Annotated in this window: 13 protein-coding genes; 1 reads left to right on the top strand and 12 read right to left on the bottom strand. The window is 65.1% G+C overall.

What is annotated here, in order from left to right:
* Positions 1–8: 8 nt before the first annotated feature.
* The 5 genes from JGU72_RS25450 to JGU72_RS25430 all read right to left on the bottom strand — a co-directional run bounded on the left by JGU72_RS25450 (position 9) and on the right by JGU72_RS25430 (position 6,180).
* Positions 9–830 (bottom strand): HpcH/HpaI aldolase/citrate lyase family protein, encoded by an 822-nt coding sequence (locus JGU72_RS25450; protein WP_199686890.1) that lies wholly within the window; start codon positions 828–830, stop codon positions 9–11.
* Positions 827–1,309, bottom strand: coding sequence for a MaoC family dehydratase (locus JGU72_RS25445; protein WP_199686889.1), 483 nt, complete (start codon positions 1,307–1,309; stop codon positions 827–829). The genes JGU72_RS25450 and JGU72_RS25445 overlap by 4 nt, the downstream gene beginning before the upstream one ends.
* Positions 1,306–2,469 (bottom strand): acyl-CoA dehydrogenase family protein, encoded by a 1,164-nt coding sequence (locus JGU72_RS25440; protein ID WP_199686888.1) that lies wholly within the window; start codon positions 2,467–2,469, stop codon positions 1,306–1,308. Before JGU72_RS25440 ends, JGU72_RS25445 begins: the two co-directional genes overlap by 4 nt.
* Positions 2,466–4,490 (bottom strand): acetyl/propionyl/methylcrotonyl-CoA carboxylase subunit alpha, encoded by a 2,025-nt coding sequence (locus JGU72_RS25435; protein WP_199686887.1) that lies wholly within the window; start codon positions 4,488–4,490, stop codon positions 2,466–2,468. Before JGU72_RS25435 ends, JGU72_RS25440 begins: the two co-directional genes overlap by 4 nt.
* Positions 4,491–4,593: 103 nt before the next feature.
* Positions 4,594–6,180: a carboxyl transferase domain-containing protein gene (locus tag JGU72_RS25430; protein WP_199686886.1), complete on the bottom strand. Its 1,587-nt coding sequence runs from the start codon at positions 6,178–6,180 to the stop codon at positions 4,594–4,596.
* An 82-nt stretch (positions 6,181–6,262) separates the two neighbouring features.
* On the opposite strand from JGU72_RS25430, the gene JGU72_RS25425 reads away from it, so the two are divergent.
* The gene (locus JGU72_RS25425; RefSeq protein WP_199686885.1) at positions 6,263–6,850 is read left to right on the top strand and encodes an SACE_7040 family transcriptional regulator; all 588 of its coding nucleotides are present in this window, start codon (positions 6,263–6,265) and stop codon (positions 6,848–6,850) included.
* Between the two features lie 4 nt (positions 6,851–6,854).
* Here JGU72_RS25425 and JGU72_RS25420 read toward each other — a convergent pair whose 3' ends face one another.
* The 7 genes from JGU72_RS25420 to JGU72_RS25390 form a co-directional block, all read right to left on the bottom strand.
* A complete protein-coding gene (locus JGU72_RS25420) occupies positions 6,855–7,376 on the bottom strand; it encodes a DUF779 domain-containing protein (RefSeq protein WP_199686884.1) in 522 nt (173 codons plus the stop codon).
* A gap of 20 nt (positions 7,377–7,396) precedes the next feature.
* Positions 7,397–8,920: an aldehyde dehydrogenase gene (gene adh / locus JGU72_RS25415; RefSeq protein WP_199686883.1), complete on the bottom strand. Its 1,524-nt coding sequence runs from the start codon at positions 8,918–8,920 to the stop codon at positions 7,397–7,399.
* 124 nt (positions 8,921–9,044) lie between these two features.
* Positions 9,045–10,301 carry a helix-turn-helix domain-containing protein gene (locus tag JGU72_RS25410; RefSeq protein WP_199686882.1) on the bottom strand — a complete coding sequence of 419 codons (1,257 nt, stop codon included), beginning with the start codon at positions 10,299–10,301 and terminating at the stop codon, positions 9,045–9,047.
* 72 nt (positions 10,302–10,373) lie between these two features.
* A complete protein-coding gene (locus JGU72_RS25405; protein ID WP_199686881.1) occupies positions 10,374–11,483 on the bottom strand; it encodes an NDMA-dependent alcohol dehydrogenase in 1,110 nt (369 codons plus the stop codon).
* Positions 11,484–11,498: 15 nt separating this feature from the next.
* Complete coding sequence (locus JGU72_RS25400) at positions 11,499–12,968, bottom strand: aldehyde dehydrogenase family protein (RefSeq protein ID WP_199686880.1); 1,470 nt, start codon at positions 12,966–12,968, stop codon at positions 11,499–11,501.
* A gap of 82 nt (positions 12,969–13,050) precedes the next feature.
* Positions 13,051–14,715 carry a sigma-54-dependent Fis family transcriptional regulator gene (locus JGU72_RS25395; RefSeq protein ID WP_199686879.1) on the bottom strand — a complete coding sequence of 555 codons (1,665 nt, stop codon included), beginning with the start codon at positions 14,713–14,715 and terminating at the stop codon, positions 13,051–13,053.
* A 15-nt stretch (positions 14,716–14,730) separates the two neighbouring features.
* Positions 14,731–16,359 carry an AMP-binding protein gene (locus JGU72_RS25390; RefSeq protein WP_199686878.1) on the bottom strand — a complete coding sequence of 543 codons (1,629 nt, stop codon included), beginning with the start codon at positions 16,357–16,359 and terminating at the stop codon, positions 14,731–14,733.
* Positions 16,360–16,363 lie beyond the last annotated feature (4 nt).

Below are 16,363 nucleotides of genomic sequence, written 5' to 3'. Positions count from 1 at the left end.
TCCTCCTGTTACTTCTCGGCAGCAGCAGTTGCGCGGCGAACGATCTGCTCAGCATGTCGAAGTACCGGCGCGTCGACCATCTTTCCTTCGAACGCGAACACGCCACGCTCCGACTCCGCAGCGGCGACCACGCGCGTCGCCCAGTCCAACTCGGCGGGGGCGGGCGCGTATGCGTTTCGGATGACTCCGACCTGAGTCGGGTGAATTGCGACCTTGCCGTCGAAGCCAACGCCCACGGCGTCTGCGGTCTCGACGGCGAGCGCGTCGAGATTCTTGATGTCGACGAAAACCGCGTCGAGTGCAAACCTGCCATGCGCCTTCGCGGCGAGCAACGACGTCGAGCGCACCTCCTGCGCGACGTGCCGGTACAGCCCGTCCGGCCCACGACTGCCCGTTCCGCCGAGGCCTGCAACCAGATCTTCCGCGCCCCACATGAGGCCGACCGTGTTGGCGGCGTGCGCGATGTCGACCACGGCGAGCGCGCCGAGCGGCGACTCGATGAGCGCAATCACCTCACGCGGCGCGAGCGAGCGAACCTGTTCCGCCGATTCGCATTTGGCGAGCATGACGGTCGGGTACTCGGTCTTGCGCAGTGCGGCGAGGTCGAGTTCCAGTTCGTCGGTGCTCGCACTGTTGAGGCGGACGACGGTCCGCGCCGGATCGAGCGGGGTGTCGATCAGCGCCTGCCGGGCGGCGGGCTTGTGTGCCGGTGCGACGCCGTCCTCGAGGTCGAGGATGACGACGTCGGCGACGCCCGCTGCCTTCGCGAAACGCTCCGGCCGATCGGCTGGGCAGAACAACCATGCGGGGCCTGGCGGAATCCAACTCACTGAACCGGCGCCTTTCTCACAAGGGTCTTGCGCACTGCCAGCGCGACGACGTCGCCGTGCTGATTGCGTGCGGTGTGGGCAAAAGTCACTATGCCCTCCCCCGGCCGCGACTTGGATTCCCGCTTCTCGGTCACGACTGTTTCGGCATACATCGTGTCCCCGTGGAACAGCGGCTTCGGGAACGCAACCTCGGAGAAACCGAGATTGCCCACGATGGTGCCCTGGGTCAGTTGCGCGACCGACAGACCGACGAGCGTCGACAGCGTGAACATCGAGTTCACGAGACGCTTGTTGAACGGCGGCAACGCATCGCTGAACGCCGCATCCAAATGCAGCGCTTGGGTATTCATCGTCAGCGTCGTGAAGAAGACGTTGTCGGCTTCGGTGATCGTGCGGCCGGGGCGGTGCTCGTAGACGACGTCGGTCTCGAACTCCTCGAACCACAACCCGCGTTGGGTGATTTTCTTGGGCTGTGTCACAGTCCGGCGTCCCGCGCGATCAACATCAACTGAACCTCCGTGGTGCCTTCACCGATCTCCAGGATCTTGCTGTCGCGGTAGTGCCGAGCGACAGGGTATTCGTTCATGAACCCGTAGCCACCGAAAATCTGCGTGGCGTCGCGGGCGTTGTCCATCGCGGCTTCGCTGGAGACGATCTTCGCGATCGAGGCCTGCTTCTTGAAGGGCTTTCCCGCCAACATGAGTGCGGCCGCGTCGTAGTACGCAGTCCGCGCCACGTGTGCGCGGACCTCCATGCGCGCGATCTTGAACGCGATCGCCTGGTAGCGGCCGATCGTCTTGCCGAAGGCTTCGCGCTCCTTCGCGTACTTCACGCATTCGTCGACGCAACCCTGCGCGACTCCGGCGCCGACCGCCGAGATCGCGATGCGCCCCTCGTCGAGAATCTGCAGGAAGTTGGCATACCCACGGCCGCGCTCGCCGAGCAGATTCTCTTCGGGCACGCGCACGTCCTGGAACGTCAACGGGTGTGTGTCGGAGGCGTTCCAACCGACCTTGTTGTAGGCAGGCTCGACGGTGTACCCCGGGGTGCCCGTCGGGACCAGGATGCTCGAGATTTCCTTGTGCCCACCTTCGAGCGTTCCGGTCACCGCGGTCGCTGTGACGAGGCGGGAGATGTCGGTGCCCGTGTTGGTGATGAACTGCTTGCTTCCGTTGATGATCCACTCTTCGCTGTCGAGGCGGGCTGTGGTTTTGGTCGCGCCGGCATCGCTGCCGCCGCCGGGTTCGGTGAGCCCGAAGCCGGCCAGCGCCTTGCCGCTTGTCAACTGCGGCAGCCACTCTTGCTTCTGCGCGTCGTTGCCGAAGCGGTAGATCGGCATCGCACCGAGCGAGACACCGGCTTCGAGGGTCATCGCCACGCTCTGGTCGATTTTGCCGAGTTCTTCCAGCGCGAGGCACAGCGCGAAGTAGTCCCCGCCCATGCCGCCGAACTCCTCGGGGAACGGCAGGCCGAACAGGCCCATGTCACCCATGCCTTCGATGACCTTGTACGGGAACGTGTGATTGGCGTCGTGCTCGGCCGCGACGGGCGCAACGACGGTCTGAGCGAAGTCGCGGACCGACTTGATCAGGTCCTGGTACTCCTCGGGCAGCAGCCCCGCAGCGAATGTGTCGGTCATCGGTCGGCATCCTTGTCTTGTGCTGTGCTGGTTGAATTTTCGTCCGCAGGTGGAACGATCCGGGCAAGTACCTGGTCGACCTTGACCTGGTCGGCGGCGCCGACCAGAAGTTCGACGGTGCCGTCGATCGGGGCGCGCAGCGCGTGCTCCATCTTCATAGCCTCGACGACGACGATCGCGGTTCCGGCTGTGACCTCGGCACCGTTCTCGACGTTGACCGCGATGACCGCGCCGGGCATCGGGCTGGTGATTTCGGCCTGGCCCGCGTGGACGTCGCCGACGCGGACGTTGACTTCTTCCAGCTCGCGGACGAGGAACACTCCCGTTGCTCCGGCGAGCCAGATGTGGCCGTCCTCCTCGACGACGACGTAGGTGGCACGCAGCCCGTCGATCGTGACCGACAACCGCGTTCCGTCGAGATCGGCAGCGAGCGAGTGAGATTCGCCGTCCTCTATCGCAACGGTCGCATCGGTCGGGCTGCCCGCAATGAACACGTGCCCGGTCAGCGTCGGCGTCGACAATCGGAACGCGCTCCGTGCCCGTCCGCTGACGCGCCAGCCCGACGGCACGGCCCACGGGTCGGCGGTCTCGACGCCACACCATCCCTGTAGCCAGCGGTACACACCGGCGGCCATGAAGACGTCGCTGGGGACCTCGGCGGCCACGAAATCGGCGACGCGCCGATCGAGCAGTCCGGTGTCGAGACGCCCTGCTTCGACATCCGGATCCGCGAGCAGGAACCGCGCGAATTCGATGTTGGTCACGACACCGAGGACGGCGGTGCCGGCCAGTGCGCGATCGAGTTTGCGGAGCGCGCCACGACGGTCGTCGGCATGGACGATGACCTTCGAGAGCATCGGGTCGTAGTCGCTGCCGACGGCGGTCCCGCGGAACAGTCCGGAATCCACCCGGACACCGTTGCCGGTCGGCTCGACCAGTTCGAGCACAGTCCCGCCGGTCGGCAGGAAATCCCGCGACGGGTCCTCGGCGTAGACGCGGGCCTCGATCGCGTGACCGGTCATCGTGACGTCGTCCTGGCCGATCGTCAGCTTTTCCCCGGCCGCGATCCGGACCTGCCACTCCACGAGGTCGATGCCGGTGACCATCTCGGTCACCGGATGCTCGACCTGGAGTCGGGTGTTCATCTCCATGAAGAAGAACTCGTCCGGGCTGTCGGCGGACACGATGAACTCGACCGTTCCGGCGCCGGTGTAGTCGACGCTGCGTGCGGTGTTGCACGCGGCTTCGCCGATGCGGGCGCGGGTCTTCTCGTCGAGCAACGGCGACGGCGCTTCTTCGATCACCTTCTGATGACGGCGCTGCAGACTGCATTCGCGTTCACCGAGATGGATGACGTGGCCGTACTGGTCGGCGAGAACCTGCACCTCGATATGCCTGGGGCGCAATACGAAACGTTCGAGGAACAGGGTGTCGTCGCCGAACGAGGACGCTGCCTCACGACGCGCGCTGGCGAGGGCCTCGGCGAGCATGTCGGGTTCTTCGACGAGGCGCATGCCCTTGCCGCCGCCACCGGCGGACGGCTTGACCAAAACCGGGTAGCCGATGTCTTCGGCCGCCGCGATGAGTTCCGCGTCGGTGAGACCGGGCTTGGCGATGCCCGGCACGATCGGTACGCCGAATTCTGCCACCGCGTTCTTTGCGGTGATCTTGTCGCCCATGACGTCGATCGCGCGGGTCGGCGGGCCGATGAACGCGATGCCCGCGGCATCGAGGGCCGCGGCGAACCGGGAGTTCTCGGACAGGAAGCCGTAGCCCGGGTGCACCGCTTGCGCGCCGGTTCGCTTGGCGGCCGCGACGACCTTGTCGATGTCGAGGTAGCTCTCGCGCGCTGCGGCAGGACCGAGCAGAACCGCGACGTCGGCCTCGCGAACGTGCCGCGCACCAGCGTCGGCTTCGCTGTACACCGCGACCGACCGGATGCCCATCGCCTTGAGAGTGCGGATCACCCGGACCGCGATTTCGCCGCGGTTGGCAACCAGGACCGTATCTATCGTTGTCACGAGCGGGGGACCTTTCGGAGCATCGCAGCGAGTACCGCAGCGCAGCGAGGAACGGAGCGAGGAGCGGACGACAGGTCCGCCGCGAGCAAATTCGGCACAGCGCTCACATCCTGAATACGCCGTAGGAGACCGGCTCGATCGGCGCTTGCGCGCATACGGAAAGTGCCAGTCCGAGAACAGTTCTCGTGTCGGCCGGGTCTATGACGCCGTCGTCCCACAGCCGCGCCGTCGAGTAGTACGGGTTGCCTTGGGCTTCGTACTGATCGCGAATGGGTGCTTTGAACGCCTCTTCTTCGTCGGCCGACCAGGGCTTGCCCTGGCTGTCGAGTTGATCGCTGCGCACCGTCGAGAGAACCGACGCCGCCTGCTCGCCGCCCATCACCGAGATGCGCGCGTTCGGCCACATCCACAGGAACCGCGGCGAGTACGCGCGGCCGCACATCGAGTAGTTGCCGGCACCGTAGGAGCCGCCGATCACGACGGTCAGCTTCGGCACCCGCGCGGTTGCGACGGCAGTGACCATCTTCGCGCCGTGCTTGGCGATGCCGCCGGCCTCGTAGTCGCGACCGACCATGAAGCCAGTGATGTTCTGCAGGAAGATCAGCGGCGTGCTGCGCTTGTCGCACAGCTCGATGAAATGTGCGCCCTTCATTGCAGATTCGCCGAACAGCACTCCGTTGTTCGCGATGATGCCGACCGGATGGCCGTGGATGTGCGCGAACCCGGTGACCAGAGTCTTGCCGTACTCGGCTTTGAACTCCTGGAACTCACCAGCATCGACGATCCGCGTGATGACCTCACGAACGTCGTAGGGGGTGCGCAGATCCGTCGGGACGACGTCGTACAACTCGGTCTGCGGTGCGATCGCGTCGCGCGGCAGCAGGGTGTCCCAGGGCCGGGGGCTGCGCGGCCCGAAGGTCGCGACGATGCGGCGCACGATACGCAGGGCATCCTGGTCGTCTTCGGCGAGATGGTCCGTGACTCCCGAGATCTTGGAGTGCAGATCGCCGCCGCCGAGTTCTTCCGCGGTGACCACTTCACCGGTCGCCGCCTTCACCAGTGGCGGACCGCCCAGGAAGATCGTGCCCTGGTTGCGGACGATCACGGCTTCGTCGCTCATCGCGGGGACGTACGCGCCGCCGGCGGTGCACGACCCCATGACCGCGGCGATCTGCGGAATGCCCTTGGCGCTGAGATTTGCCTGGTTGAAGAAGATGCGACCGAAGTGCTCGCGGTCGGGAAACACGTCGTCCTGCCGCGGGAGGAAAGCACCGCCCGAGTCGACGAGGTAGATGCACGGCAGATGGTTCTGCAATGCGATTTCCTGTGCGCGCAAATGCTTCTTGACCGTGATCGGGTAGTACGTGCCGCCCTTCACGGTGGCGTCGTTGGCCACGATGACGCACTCACGGCCCGACACGCGGCCGATGCCCGCGATGACGCTCGCTCCCGGACACTCGTCGTCGTACATGCCGTCGGCTGCCAAGGGGGCCAACTCGAGGAACGGACTGCCTGCGTCCAGCAACTGAATCACCCGGTCACGCGGCAGCAGCTTTCCGCGACCGACATGACGCTCCCGCGCCTTCTCCGGCCCGCCGAGCGCAGCAACCCTCAGCTTCTCGCGAAGTTCGTCCACCAGCGCCACGTGCTCGGCCCGATTCCTCGTGCCGACCTCTGTACTGATCGCCATACCGCCACCCTTATGAGTTAATGGCCAATAACTGAAATCTAAGATAATCTGTATTAACTGAGATGTCCAGCGCGGAGGTGAGATGACAACCGAGACGACGCTCACCAAACGTGAGCAGATGAAGGCAGACCGGCGAGTTGCGCTGATCCGCGAGGGTGCTCGCCTCATCGCGGAACGCGGCTTCCTGGGTGTGCGCCTGGACGATCTCGGCGCGGCTGCGGGGATCAGCGGCCCGGCGGTGTACCGCCATTTCCCGAACAAGGAGGCGCTGCTCGTCGAGTTGCTGGTCGGGATCAGCCAGCGACTGTTCGACGGCGGAACCGATGTTGTCGCGCAAGCCGATTCGCCGGCGGGGGCCCTGGAGTCACTGGTCGACTTCCACTTGGACTTCGCACTGGGCGAACCGGACCTGATTCGGATTCAGGACCGCGATCTCGAGAATCTCCCGACCGCCGCGCGCCGACAGGTGCGGCGGTCGCAGCGGCAGTACGTCGAGTTATGGGTCGGCGTCCTGCAGGAAACCGACACAGCCCTCAGCGAACCGGACGCGCGCGTGCAGGCGCACGCCGTCTTCGGGCTCATCAACTCGACGCCCTACAGCGCAAAAAGCGCCACCCCCGCCCAGACCAGATCGGTCCTTCGGAGAATGGCGCTTTCCGCGCTGTCCTAGACAGCTATCGCAGGGGAACGGGGCAGGCGTCCTCGGCCTCTGCGACTACGAGCGGAACACTAGGAATGGGAGGCCTTGTTCCCGTCTCGTATTCGGCACCGAGGACGGGGGGCGTGTCCGACAGTGCCTCTAGTTCCTCGGGCGTGAAGACGCGCCCTCTACTGAGGAACCGCTTTCCTTCGGGCGACTCGAGACTGAAACCCGATCCGCGCCCGGGGACGGAGTCGAGTACGAGCTGAGTGTGTTTCCACGCGTCGAACTGCGAACCCGAAATCCAGACGGCGACAGCGTCGCCACCTTCGGGCTCGGACTCGGGCACCTCCCCTACGCCGAGGCGCAGGTCGAGAATGCCGAGCAGTACGTCGCGGTCGCCGACGATGAAGTCCCCCAACGGATAACACATCGGCGACGACCCGTCACAACAGCCGCCCGACTGATGCATCATCAGCGGGCCGTGGATACCGCCGAGACGGCGAAGGAGCTCTGCCGCCCCGGCGGTGGTCACTATGCGCGGTGGGGCATTCACAGCCGCACCCTCTCTCTGGATCAGAAGAATCCGAGCGCCTTCTGCGAGTACGAGACGAGCAGGTTCTTCGTCTGCTGGTAGTGGTCGAGCATCATCTTGTGGTTCTCACGTCCGATGCCGGACTGCTTGTAGCCACCGAACGCGGCGTGCGCGGGGTACTGGTGGTAGCAGTTGGTCCACACCCGACCGGCCTTGATATCGCGGCCGGCTCGGTATGCGACGCCGCCGTCTCGTGACCAGACGCCAGCGCCGAGGCCGTACAGGGTGTCGTTCGCGATCTCGATGGCCTGGTCGTAGTTGTCGAACGACGTCACGGAAACGACGGGTCCGAAGATCTCCTCCTGGAAGATCCGCATCTTGTTGTGGCCCGCGAAGATGGTCGGCTGCACGTAGTAGCCACCGTTGAGGTCGCCGCCGAGCTGCGCGCGCTCACCACCCGTGACGAGCGTGGCGCCTTCGCCCTTGCCGATCTCGATGTAGGAGAGGATCTTCTCGAGCTGGTCGTTGGACGCCTGGGCGCCGATCATCGTCTCGGAATCGAGCGGATCACCCTGGCGCACTGCCTTTGTCCGGATGGCAGCCATGGCGAGGAACTCGTCGTAGATGTCTGCCTGGATCAGCGAGCGAGATGGGCAGGTGCAGACCTCGCCCTGGTTCAGCGCGAACATCGTGAAGCCTTCGAGCGCCTTGTCCTGGAAGTCGTCGTTCGCGGCGAGGACGTCGGAGAAGAAGATGTTCGGGCTCTTGCCACCGAGTTCGAGCGTCACCGGGATCAGGTTCTGCGACGCGTACTGCATGATCAGGCGACCGGTCGTGGTCTCACCCGTGAACGCGATCTTGGCGATGCGGTTGCTCGACGCGAGCGGCTTGCCGGCCTCGACGCCGAACCCGTTGACGATGTTGAGCACACCGGCGGGAAGCAGGTCACCGATGAGGCTGATCAAGTACAGAATCGACGCGGGAGTCTGCTCGGCGGGCTTGAGAACGACCGCGTTTCCAGCGGCGAGTGCGGGAGCAAGCTTCCACGTCGCCATGAGGATCGGGAAGTTCCACGGAATGATCTGACCGACGACGCCGAGCGGCTCGTGGAAGTGGTAGGCGACGGTGTCCGAGTCGATCTCCGACAACGAACCCTCTTGTGCGCGAATCGCTCCCGCGAAGTAGCGGAAATGATCGACCGCGAGCGGAATGTCGGCGGCGAGAGCCTCGCGGATCGGCTTGCCGTTGTCCCACGATTCGGCAAGCGCGATCGAGTCGAGGTTCTCCTCGATGCGGTCGGCGATCTTGTTCAGGATGACGGCGCGCTCGGCAACGGAGGTCTTCGCCCAGCCGGGCGCAGCGGCGTGTGCGGCGTCGAGAGCGAGTTCGACATCCTCGGCCGTGGAACGCGCGATTTCGCAGAAGTTCTCACCCGTGACGGGCGTCGGGTTCTCGAAGTACTGCCCCTTGACGGGAGCGACCCACTCACCGCCGATCCAGTTGTCGTACCTGGCTTGGAAGGACATCAAGGCGTCTGGCGAACCTGGGCGCGCGTACACGGTCATTCGACTAGCTCCTGTCGTTGAACACTTTCCTGCTGTGATTCAGAACACTAGGAACCAGACGTTGCAACAACGTTGCGCCTGAGCTGAGAGGTTCGGCGGGTCAGGCCCGGTTGCGTTCCGACGCTCAGCCAAGCTCACGATCGAGCAGCGCTATTTGGGCCTTCACTTGCGCGTAGAGCGACGAACCCCGGTCAAGGGTGGACAAGTATGCCGACCACACAGCCGAGTCGTCACGGCCGTCTGCAGACTCCGTCCAGCGGCGCAGCAACGACGCGTCCCCGGACCGCAGCAGCGCTGCCTGCACCCGGGTGCGCAGTTCCTCGCGAACCCGGTAGACCCCCGGCGCATCGGAGAACGGCAGCAACGGACCGGAGTACGAACCCAGGGCCGCGCGCGCATCGCCGCGCTCGAGCCCCGCCCGGACCTCCCCGACATCCGACGCAACATGGCCGTGCAGCCGGTAGGGCCGCGAACCGACCACGTCGGCGCCGAGAATCTTGCGCAACCGCGAGATCTCGGCTCGTACGGTCACCGGGTCGAGTTCGTTCTCGTCCAACAGCACCGCGATATGCTCGCCGCTCATACCCTCGGGGTGTTCGATGAGCAGGACAAGAATCTCGGCATGTCTGCGCGACAACGGAATTCGGTCGCCATCACGCACCAGAGCGGGTCTGGCGCCGAGGAGTTCGAGCCGGGTGCCGGAATCGAGGGGCTGGCCGATCACGTGGAAGCGCAACTCCGACTCCGCCGCGGCCACGGTCGCCCTGATCAAGGACAGGACCTCCGGGATCGCCACCCGTGGGCCACCGGTGATGTCGATCGCGCCGAGAATTCGGCCGGTGTTCGGATCGTGCACGGGAGCAGCGGTGCAACTCCATTCGTGCACGACCCGGCTGAAGTGCTCGGCGCCGAAAATCTGCACGGAATGATCGAGCGCGAGTGCGGTGCCGGGGGCGTTGGTGCCGGCGCTGCCTTCGCTCCAGTCCGCGCCCTCGGCGAAGTTCATGCTGAGTGCACGATCCTTGGCGGCGGTGTCGCCTTCGACCCACAACAGCCTGCCCTTGGCGTCGCTGATCGCGATGAGCAGACCGGTGTCGGCCGCATCCTCGACGAGCAGCTTCCGGACGACCGGCCGCACGAGTGCCATGGGATGGGTGCTGCGATACCGCTCCAGCTCGAGCCCGCTGAGTGGGCTCGACCCGGTGGAGCGGTCCGGATCGACACCGCTACTCCGGCTCCGCAGCCACGAATCACGAACGACGGAACGGACTTCCACGTAATCGGCATGCTCCACGAACATCTGATGCGCGGAGTGCACCCTGCTTGCCAACGCCGCGACATCATCCCCTGGGCGCAACGCCACCCAGGGGTTGCCGCGCATCGCCGGTTCCGTCACTCGTGGCCACTTCCCATTTCACCTCCTACTGTAACGCGGGTCACGCTCACCACGCCGTCAGCTGTGCACGATGACCCCGCGGATGTTCTTGCCGTCGCGCAGATCCTGATAGCCCTGGTTGACGTCCTCGAGGCGGTAGGTGGTCGTCACCAGTTCGTCGAGCTTCAACTGACCCGCGTCGTAGAGGCGCAGCAGGCGCACGATGTCGTACTGCGGATTCGACGAACCGAACAGGGTGCCGCGAATCGTCTTCTCGTTCAGCGTGAGATCGGTGCCGGACACATGCACGGTCAGCTTCTCCGGATTGGCGAGGCCGGTGATGACCACCCGTCCGCCCTTGCCGATCGCGGCCGCGGCGTTGGTGACCACGTCTTCATCGACGGTTCCGACGAGAATCAACGCCGCATCCGCGCCCTGGCCCCACGTCAGCTCGGTGATCTTCTCCTGCGCGCTCGCGGCATCGGCGAATGCATGCGTCGCGCCGAACTTGAGTGCGGTCGTGCGCTTGAATTCCAGCGGATCGACGACAACGACGTACTTGGCACCGGCGTGCACCGCGCCCTGCACGGCGTTGATGCCGAGGCCGCCGATGCCATAGATCACCACGGTGTCACCGGCCCGGACATCGCCGGCATAGACCGCGGTCCCCCAGCCGGAAGGCACACCGCACCCGACGAGTACAGCCGTCTCCAACGGCAGCCAGTCGTCGATCTTCACGACCGAGTGCTGCGAGATCGTGGCCCGCTCGGCAAACGTGCCCAGCATGCACATGGCGCCGAAATCTGTTCCCTTGGAATGGAACCGGAACGAACCGTCGGGCATGCAGCCGTCGAGAATGGTGGCACCCATGTCGCACAGGTTCTGGCGCCCGGTCGAGCAGTAACGGCACGTGCCGCAGTTCGGGATGAAGCTGCAGACGACGTGGTCGCCGGGCTTCACCTTCGTGACGCCGGGCCCGATCTCTTCGATGATTCCGGAGCCTTCGTGGCCGCCCACGATCGGATAGCGAGGCGGCAGATCCCCATCGGTGAGATGCAGGTCCGAGTGACACAGACCGGCCGCCGTGTACTTGATCAACACTTCGCCCGGGCCTGGGCCGTCGAGTTCGAGCTCCATCAGTTCGAACGGCTTGCCGGCTTCCAAAAGTACTGCTGCAGTGGTCTTCATGAGCTGACTCCAATCTCAGAGAGCGACGTTTACGGCTTTGGTCTGGGTGTAGAGATCGATCGCTGTCGCGCCGAGTTCGCGCCCCCAGCCGGACTGCTTGTAGCCACCGAACGGCATCGCCGTGTCGAAGCCGTTGTACTGGTTGATCCACACGGATCCGGCGTGCAACCTGCGTGCCGTGCGGTGGGCCTTCGAGAGGTCGCGAGTCCAGATTCCGGCGGCGAGACCGTAGATCGAATCGTTCGCAAGGGCCGCGATGTCGTCGGACGCGCTGAACGGCATCGCCGCAACGACCGGTCCGAAGATCTCCTCGCGCACGATGCTGAACTCGGGTTCGACATCGACGAAGACCGTCGGCTCGACGAAGTAGCCGCTGTCTCCCCACCGCTTACCGCCGGTCAGTGCGCGGGCACCTTCGGCGATGCCCTCCCGCAGATAGCCCGATACCTTGTCGAACTGCTCCTGCGAGATCAGCGGTCCGAGCTGAGTCGCCGGGTCGAGGCCGGGTCCGATCTTGACCTGACTCGCCGCGTGTGCGACTGCCTCTGTGAACTTCTCGAAGATCGAGTCTTCGACGAAGAGACGTGTGCCTGCGACGCAGCACTGCCCGTGGTTGAAGAGCCAGGCGTTCAGTGAGCCTTCGACGGCTGCGTCGAAATCCGCATCGGCGAACACGATGTTCGCGCTCTTGCCGCCGAGTTCGAGCGAGACCTTCTTCAGGTTGCCCTTTGCGGCATCGACGATCTTCTTGCCGACCTCGGTCGATCCCGTGAACGCCACCTTGTCGACCTCGTCGTGGCCCGAGAGTGCCGCTCCCGCTTCGCCGAACCCGGTGATGATGTTGACGACCCCGGGCGGGAATCCCGCTTCCTGGAACACTTCTCCCAAAAGCAGCGCGGTCAGCGGCGTCTGCTCGGCCGGCTTGAGGATCACCGTGTTGCCCGTCGCCAACGCTGGGCCGAGCTTGAACGCGGCCATCAGCAGCGGGAAGTTCCACGGCACGATCAGGCCGCATACGCCGACCGGCTCGCGAAGTGTGTAGGCGTGGAACTCGGCACCGGGCGCGAACGGCATCGAGACGTTGACCGTCGAGCCTTCGATCTTGGTCGCCCAGCCCGCGTAGTAGCGGAAGATGTCCGCCGACCAGCCCACGTCGACCGCTGTGGCGATCGCGGCGGACTTGCCGTTGTCGAGCGCCTCGAGCTCACCGAACTCGGCGGCACGCTCGGACAGAATGTCGCCGACCCGCCAGAGCAGTCGCTCGCGCTCGTTGGGCTTGAGCGATGCCCAGCCCTCGAACGCATTGCGGGCTGCTCGGACAGCACGATCGACGTCCGCACGCTCGCCGTGCGCGACCTCGGTGAGCTGGTCGCCGGTCGCCGGATCGTAGGTGGAGAACGTCCGCCCGGATGCGGCGTCGACCCAATTGCCATCGATCAGAAGCTTTTTCGGTCCGCGAAGAAACTCGCGGACCGGAGTGGACACTGCGCTTTCGGCAACCGCCGTCCTCGGAAACTCCTCGAAGTAGTGGTGTGACGCAAGCCATACTTCGCCGATCGAGGGGGTGCTAACTGTTCAAGTTCCGGACATCCAGAGCACGCATCCGCGTGTAGAGGGTGCTGCGGCTGATGCCGAGTTTGGCCGCCGCATGGACCTTGTTACCGCCGCATTCGTGCAGTGCATCGGCGATCGCCTGCCGCTCGGCGCGCTCCCTGCCCGCCAGCCGCCGGACCCGTGCAGAGGTTCGGTAGGCCTCGGGCAGGTCGGTCACGTCGATTCGATTGCTCGATCTCGCGGCGAACGCGGTACGCAGGACCACTGCGAGCTCACTCAGGTTGCCCGGCCATTCGGCGGCGACGAGCGCTTCGAGTGCGCTGGGTGTGAGCCGGACACCGGGTTCGATGCCGTCGAGCATGTTCTGCACGATCTCGGCGAGTTCACCGGTGCGCTGGCGCAGCGCGGGGAGTTGCACACGTCCGGGACAACGTCCCACAAGAGCGGCGGTCGCGATCGGCAGGTCGTCGATCGCATTGCTGGTCAACACTATTCGCGGACCCGCCGGCGACGACACCAGCTCGGTCAGCAACGGCAGTGTCGACTCGGCGACGAGTTGCACGTTTTCGATCGCGAGCACGCCCCGATCGTCACGGACGAGTTCGCACAACGCGCGGACCCATTCGTCGACGCCGTGCAGTGCAATCCCGATCGCGTCGACGGTCCGTAATGGTTCGGCACCGGCAAGATCGCGGACCGCTGCCGTGCGGCCGGTCCCAGGCTCGCCGCTGATCGCGACCGGCTCGCGCGAATCGCGCAACGCCCGCAGCGCGACAGCGATCCGGTCCCCAACCGGTCGCGACACATCGGCCTTTCGTGCGATCGGGGTCCGTGTGCGGTCCGTGGCCAGCACCTGGAACAGCGCGCCACCTTCGGCTCCCGCCACCCGGTCGATTCGAACGTGCGCAGGCTCCCCCGACGCGAGCAGCAGGTCGACCGTTCGCGACTGGTCGGACCGGAGGTCTGCCGCGAGATCTCTGAGCGCGGCATGATCGGTAGCGTCCAGCAGATCGTGCGCGACGCGGTTGCTCAGCAGCATGTCCTCGCTGATCGCGGCGACGGCGAGGTTGCGCTGTGGCAGGACTCGCTGGAAGGCATCGACGAGCCGCTGCTGCGAAATCCGCGAGCCCTCGAGTATCCGCCGTTCGATGTCTTTCGCCGCGCGCGCAAGGAACGGCGCGAAGAGTGGATTTGCTTGCGACGCAATACCTGTCATATCGAGAATGCCCTCGACACGACGGGTCACCGGATGCACGATCGGGTGCCCGTAGCAACTGAGATCCTTGAACCGCTCGAGAAAGTGCTCGGCACCGTTCACAACGATCGCCTTGCCCACTTCCAACGGCGTGCCGAGGGCGGTAGTACCGACTTCGTCCTCGCCGAACCGCGCGCCGAGGACAGCACCGATCCGTTCCATGTGCCGCTCGACCGCATTGCCGTCGAACAGCCTTGCCACCGTTCGGCAATCGCGGTCGACGAGCAATACGCAGAAGCCGGTCCCGGCGATCTGCTCGGCGACTTCGTCGAGCACCGGTTGCGCGGCCCGCAACAGCCGATCTGCCCTGTCGAGTTCGGGAACAGGATCGGTCGCGACCGGACTGCCGGGATCGACGCCGTTCTGCATCGACCGCTGCCAGGACAGCGCGATCTCCGGTCGCAGGGGCTGCTGTCCGGACATGACGCGCCCGCTAACTCACGCGTTGTCGATCAGCGCGAGCGACTTCTCGCGCATCTCGACCTTGCGGATCTTGCCGGTGATGGTCATGGGGAACTCGTCGACGATGTGGACGTACCGCGGAATCTTGTAGTGCGCAAGCTTTCCCGTGCAGAAGTCCTTGACCCGCTCGGCATCCAGCGGTTCCGCACCTTCCCGCATCCGGATCCAGGCCATCAGTTCCTCGCCGTACTTCGCGTCCGGCACCCCGATCACCTGCGCGTCGAGGACGTCCGGATGCGTGTAGAGAAACTCCTCGATCTCACGCGGATAGACGTTCTCGCCGCCCCTGATCACCATGTCTTTGATGCGGCCGGTGATAGCCACATAGTCGTCGGAATCCATCACGCCGATGTCACCGGTGTGCATCCACCGGGCTGCGTCGATCGCCTCGGCGGTCTTTTCGGCGTTGTTCCAGTAGCCGAGCATCACCGAGTACCCGCGCGTGCACACCTCACCGGGTTCACCGCGCGGCACCGTCAAACCCGTTGCGGGATCGACGATCTTGACTTCGAGATGCGGTCCGACCCGGCCGACGGTCGCGGTCCGCTGGTCGATCGTGTCGTTGGCGCGGGTCTGCGTGGAAACCGGCGAGGTCTCGGTCATGCCGTAGCAGATCGACACCTCAGCCATGCCCATCCGCTCGATGACCTGCTTCATCACCTCCACGGGGCACGGCGAACCCGCCATGATTCCGGTGCGGAGGCTCGACAGGTCGTAGGACTCGAAATCCGGTTCGGCGAGTTCCCCGATGAACATCGTCGGCACTCCGTACAGCGAGGTGCACCGCTCGGCCGCGACCGCTTCGAGCGTCGCTTTCGGCTCGAACGACGGCGCCGGGATCACCATCGCCGCGCCGTGCGACGTGCACGCAAGGTTGCCCATGACCATCCCGAAGCAGTGGTAGAACGGCACCGGAATACACACGCGATCGTTCTCGGTATAGCTGCACAGTTCGCCGACGAAGAAGCCGTTGTTCAGGATGTTGTGGTGCGAGAGCGTCGCGCCCTTCGGGAATCCCGTTGTGCCGGAGGTATATTGAATGTTGATCGCGTCGTCGGTCGACAGTTCCGCCTGGGCGACGGCAAGCTTACCCGCGTCGCCGCCCCGGCCCGAGTCGTGCAGTGCGGTCCAATCGTCGGTACCGAGCACCACGACGTTACTCAGGTCTGCGCACTTCGGCCGGATCTGCTCGATCATGTCAACGTAGTTCGACGTCTTGAATGCAGCGGCCGACACCAGCAGCTTGATGCCGGCCTGGTTGAGCACGTACTCCAACTCGTGCGAGCGGTAGGCCGGATTGATGTTGACGAGGATCGCGCCGATCTTCGCGGTCGCGTATTGGACGAAGACCCACTCCGCACAGTTCGGCGACCAGATACCCACGCGGTCGCCCTTTCCGATTCCGGCACCGAGGAATCCGAGTGCGAGCGCGTCGACTTCGGCAGCGAGTTCGCGGTAGGTCCAGCGGCGACCGGTCGGCCGGTCGACGAGCGCATCGCGGTCCGGGAATGCTGCGACCGTGCGATCGAAGTTGTCGCCGATCGTGTCGCCGAGAAGGGGCGTGTCGGAGAGCCCGTTTGCATAGCTCGGAATGCTGAGGTCCATGAGT

Origin of the sequence: Antrihabitans auranticaus (assembly GCF_016481275.1) — a bacterium.
Lineage (GTDB): Bacteria > Actinomycetota > Actinomycetes > Mycobacteriales > Mycobacteriaceae > Antrihabitans.
This window is presented reverse-complemented; position numbering and strand designations above follow the sequence as displayed.

Bases quoted from the DNA above. Each gene is read 5' to 3' on its own strand.
- JGU72_RS25440 (WP_199686888.1), bottom strand. From the start codon at position 2,469: ATGACCGACACATTCGCTGCGGGGCTGCTGCCCGAGGAGTACCAGGAC.
- JGU72_RS25430 (WP_199686886.1), bottom strand. From the start codon at position 6,180: ATGGCGATCAGTACAGAGGTCGGCACGAGGAATCGGGCCGAGCACGTG.
- JGU72_RS25425 (WP_199686885.1), top strand. From the start codon at position 6,263: ATGACAACCGAGACGACGCTCACCAAACGTGAGCAGATGAAGGCAGAC.
- adh (WP_199686883.1), bottom strand. From the start codon at position 8,920: ATGACCGTGTACGCGCGCCCAGGTTCGCCAGACGCCTTGATGTCCTTC.
- JGU72_RS25410 (WP_199686882.1), bottom strand. From the start codon at position 10,301: ATGCGCGGCAACCCCTGGGTGGCGTTGCGCCCAGGGGATGATGTCGCG.
- JGU72_RS25405 (WP_199686881.1), bottom strand. From the start codon at position 11,483: ATGAAGACCACTGCAGCAGTACTTTTGGAAGCCGGCAAGCCGTTCGAA.
- JGU72_RS25395 (WP_199686879.1), bottom strand. From the start codon at position 14,715: ATGTCCGGACAGCAGCCCCTGCGACCGGAGATCGCGCTGTCCTGGCAG.
- JGU72_RS25390 (WP_199686878.1), bottom strand. From the start codon at position 16,359: ATGGACCTCAGCATTCCGAGCTATGCAAACGGGCTCTCCGACACGCCC.